4 protein-coding genes are annotated in these 4406 nt (G+C 63.5%); 2 read left to right on the top strand and 2 right to left on the bottom strand.

Annotated elements, in window-relative coordinates; genetic code table 11:
• A partial coding sequence (locus HLUSI_RS0125805; RefSeq protein WP_029364036.1) for a PfkB family carbohydrate kinase occupies positions 1–296 on the top strand: 296 nt, incomplete at its 5' end.
• Here the strand turns inward: HLUSI_RS0125805 and tgt are convergent.
• Positions 297–1424, bottom strand: a complete 1128-nt coding sequence (gene tgt / locus HLUSI_RS0125800; protein ID WP_016836671.1) for a tRNA guanosine(34) transglycosylase Tgt — start codon at positions 1422–1424, stop codon at positions 297–299.
• A gap of 2 nt (positions 1425–1426) precedes the next feature.
• A complete protein-coding gene (queA, locus tag HLUSI_RS0125795; protein ID WP_016836670.1) occupies positions 1427–2455 on the bottom strand; it encodes a tRNA preQ1(34) S-adenosylmethionine ribosyltransferase-isomerase QueA in 1029 nt (342 codons plus the stop codon).
• A gap of 127 nt (positions 2456–2582) precedes the next feature.
• Between queA and recG the strand changes: the two genes are divergently transcribed.
• On the top strand, positions 2583–4406 hold a 1824-nt coding region (recG, locus tag HLUSI_RS0125790), incomplete at its 3' end, for an ATP-dependent DNA helicase RecG (RefSeq protein WP_016836669.1).

Genomic DNA, 4406 nt, shown 5'->3' with positions numbered 1-4406 from the left:
ATGATCTGCAGGTAGTAATGCAGGTTGTGAATCGTGTTCAAGTGGTGGTGAAGCTGGGGGAGCAAGGCTGCCTGGTGCAGGCGGCCGGCATGGACGCGGCACAAGCGGTGACTACGCAAAAAGTGACGGCGATCGATACGACTGCGGCCGGGGACTCCTTCAACGCCGCTTATCTGGCGGCGCGCCGACAGGGCGCCTCCGCCATCGCTGCAGCCGAGGCGGGTTGCGCGCTGGCGGGCTGCGTGGTGATGCATCCCGGCGCGATCATGCCGCCGGAAGCAATGCCACCGTTGTGATTACGCGCCGCGCGCGCGATCTTCCTTGAACTGGACGACGAACTGCGCGAACTGTCCGACCTCGATGGCGGCACGGATTTCCTTCATGATCTGCAGGTAGTAATGCAGGTTGTGAATCGTGTTCAGGCGCGCGCCGAGGATTTCGCCGGTGCGGTGCAAGTGATGCAGGTAGGCACGCGAGAAGTTCTGGCAGGCGTAGCAATCGCAGGTTTCATCGAGCGGCTTGGTGTCTTCCTTGTAGCGCGCGTTCTTGATCTTGATGTCGCCGAAACGCGTGAACAGCCAGCCGTTGCGCGCATTGCGCGTCGGCATCACGCAGTCGAACATGTCGACGCCGCTGGCCACGCCCGCGACCAGATCTTCCGGCGTGCCGACGCCCATCAGGTAATGCGGCTTGTCGGCCGGCAGGCGCGGGCCGATGTGTTCCAGCACGCGCATCATGTCTTCCTTCGGCTCGCCGACCGACAAGCCGCCGATGGCGATGCCGTCGAAACCGAGTTCGTTCAGGCCAGCCAGCGATTCGTCGCGCAGGGTTTCGAACATGCCGCCCTGGACGATGCCGAACAGCGCGTTGGGATTCTCGCCCTTCTGGAATTCATCGCGCGAACGCTTGGCCCAGCGCAACGACATGCGCATCGACTGCGCCGCCTCCACTTGCGTGGCGGGACGACCGTCGATTTCATACGGCGTGCATTCGTCGAACTGCATGACGATGTCGGAATTGAGCACGCGCTGGATCTGCATCGACACCTCCGGCGACAGGAACAGCTTGTCGCCGTTGATCGGCGAGGCGAAGTGCACGCCCTCTTCCGTGATCTTGCGCATGTCGCCCAGCGAGAACACCTGGAAGCCGCCCGAGTCGGTCAGGATCGGTTTGTCCCAACCCATGAAACCGTGCAAGCCACCGAACTTGGCCATCACCTCCAGCCCCGGGCGCAGCCACAGGTGGAAGGTGTTGCCGAGGATGATGTGGGCGTCAATCTCTTTCAATTCCAGCGGCGACATCGCCTTGACCGAACCGTAGGTGCCGACCGGCATGAAGATCGGCGTTTCGACCACGCCGTGGTTCAGTTTGACGCGACCGCGACGGGCGTTGCCGTCGGTTTTAAGGAGGGTAAATTCAAGCATAGTTAGGTGTTAAAAGCGTCACAAGTTAAAAGCATGGCGTCGCCATAGCTGAAGAAACGATATTGCTGCGCGATGGCGTGCGCGTAGGCAGCACGGATATTGTCGTAGCCGGCGAAGGCCGAGACCAGCATCAGCAGCGTCGACTTGGGCAGGTGGAAGTTGGTGATCAGGCGATCCACCGTCTTGAAGGTGTAGCCCGGCGTGATGAACAGCTTCGTGTCGGCGCTGCCGGCTTCCAACGCTCCTGCCTGCGATGCCGACTCCAGCGCACGCATGCTGGTGGTGCCCACGGCGACGATCTTGCCGCCCGCCGCCTTCACCGCGCGCACCTTGTCCACCGTCTCTTGCGCGATGGTGTACCACTCGCTGTGCATCTTGTGTTCGGACAGGTCTTCCACGCGCACCGGCTGGAAGGTGCCGGCGCCGACGTGCAGCGTGACGAAGGCGGTATCGATGCCTTTCGCCTGCAACTGCGCCAGCAAGGCTTCATCGAAATGCAGGCCCGCTGTCGGCGCGGCGACCGCGCCCGGTTCCTTGGCGTAGACGGTCTGGTAGCGCGTTTCATCGAACTCGTCGGCTGCGTGCTCGATGTAGGGCGGCAACGGCAAGCTGCCGTATTGCTCCAGCAGCGCGAACACGTCGGACGGAAACTGCAGCGTATAGAACTCGCCGTAGCGCTCGCCGACGGTCACGTCGAACGCATCGGCCAGACGAATGCGCGACCCCGGCGGCGGCGATTTGGAGGCGCGCACCTGCGCATGCACGCTGCGGTTGTCGAGCACGCGCTCGACCAGCACCTCGACCTTGCCGCCGGTTTCCTTGATGCCGAAGAAGCGCGCCTTGAGCACGCGGGTATTGTTGAAGACAAGCAGGTCGCCGGGCGCCAGCAGGTCGACCACGTCGGCGAAGCGGCGGTCGGTCAAGGTCGCGCCGTCAACCTGCAACAAGCGCGAGGCGCTGCGCTCGGCCAGCGGAAGCTGCGCGATCAAGCCGGGCGGCAAGTCGAAATCGAAATCGGAAAGTGAATACATGAAAATAGCCAATGAAAGCGGCAAAGCAGAAATACTGTGACAAATACTGTAAATAAGCACAGTAAAAGCACAGTAAAATAGCGCCGAACCCTCTATTTTACGCTTTCTCGACATAGAAACCCTCTGCATGCCAGCACCGAAGAAGAAAGCTTCTGCCGACAGCACGAAGACGGCGACGGCAACGGCGACCGCGGCCAAGGCCGCCAAGAGCGCGCCGCCGTTGAGCAACGCCCAGAAAGCCCTGAACAAACTGGCCAAACTGGGTCTGCGTTCGGACATGGACCTGGCGCTGCACCTGCCGCTGCGCTACGAGGACGAGACCCAGGTCATGAGCATCCACGACGCCAGCCTGCGCGGCACGCAAGTGGTGCAGGTGGAGGGCGTGGTCAGCAAGAGCGACGTCCAGTTCCGCCCGCGCCGCCAATTGGTGGTGACGATTACCGACGACAGCGGTCCGCTGGTGATGCGCTTCCTCAACTTCTACGGCAGCCAGGCCACGCAACTTGCCGAAGGCGTGCGCGTGCGCGTGCGCGGAGAACTGCGCCACGGCTTCTTCGGCGCCGAGATGGTCCATCCTGCTTATAAAGTCGTGCTGGAAGGCGCGCCGTTGCCGACCGCGCTGACGCCGGTCTATCCGGCCGGCGAAGGCCTGTCGCAAGCCTACCTGCGCAAGGCCATCGGCGGCGCGCTGTCGCGCCTCGACTGGCGCGACACGCTGCCGCCGGCGATACTGGCCGAACACAAGCTGGACGGTTTCGAAGCCTCGGTGCGCCAGCTGCACAACCCGCCGACCGACGTCGATGAGTACGCGCTGGAAGAGCGCTCGCATCCGGCCTGGATCCGCATGAAGTTCGACGAACTGCTGGCGCAGCAGTTGTCTCTCAAGCGCGCCCAGGCTGCGCGGCGCGCGCGCAACGCCAGTGCGTTGCCGACCATCGGCAATATTTCCAAAGCCTTCATCAAACAACTGCCGTTCAAGCTGACCGCCGCCCAGCAACGCGTGCTGGAAGAGATCCGCCACGACCTGCAGGAGTCCTTCCCGATGCAGCGGCTGCTGCAAGGCGACGTCGGCAGCGGCAAGACCGTGGTCGCCGCCATCGCGGCCGCGCAGGCCATCGACAGCGGCTTCCAGGCGGTGCTGATGGCGCCGACCGAAATCCTGGCCGACCAGCATTTCCGCAAGATCGCCGCGTGGATGGAGCCGCTCGGCGTCAAGGTCGCCTGGCTCACCGGCAGCCTCAAGAAGAAAGAAAAAGCCGCCGCCAATGCCCTCATCGAATCCGGCGAAGCGCGCCTGGTGATCGGCACCCATGCGCTGATCCAGGACAACGTGCAGTTCCGGAAACTCGGGCTGGTGATCGTCGACGAGCAGCATCGCTTCGGCGTCGGCCAGCGGCTGGCGTTGCGCAACAAGGCGCGGGATGACACTGCGGGCGATGCCGACATCGACGCCGCGCCGCAAACCGTACCGCATCAGCTGATGATGTCGGCCACGCCGATCCCGCGCACGCTGGCGATGACCTATTACGCCGATCTGGAAGTGTCGGTGATCGATGAACTGCCGCCCGGCCGCACGCCGATCGTCACGCGCACCATCGACCAGAACCGCCGCGACGAAGTGATCGCGCGCGTCCATGCGGCGGCGCAGGAAGGCCGCCAGGTTTACTGGGTCTGCCCGCTGATCGAAGAGTCCGAAGCCCTGCAGTTGCAGACCGCCACCGACACCTATTCCATGCTGGCCGAAGCGCTGCCCGACCTGCGCATCGGCCTGGTCCACGGCCGCCTCAAGCAAGCGGAAAAGCAGGACGTGATGGACGCCTTCAGCCGCGGCGAGATCCATGTGCTGGTCGCCACCACCGTGATCGAAGTCGGCGTCGACGTGCCGAACGCCTCGCTGATGGTGATCGAACACGCCGAACGCTTCGGCCTGTCGCAGTTGCACCAGTTGCGC

Source organism: Herbaspirillum lusitanum P6-12 (assembly GCF_000256565.1).
Lineage (GTDB): Bacteria > Pseudomonadota > Gammaproteobacteria > Burkholderiales > Burkholderiaceae_D > Herbaspirillum > Herbaspirillum lusitanum.
This window is presented reverse-complemented; position numbering and strand designations above follow the sequence as displayed.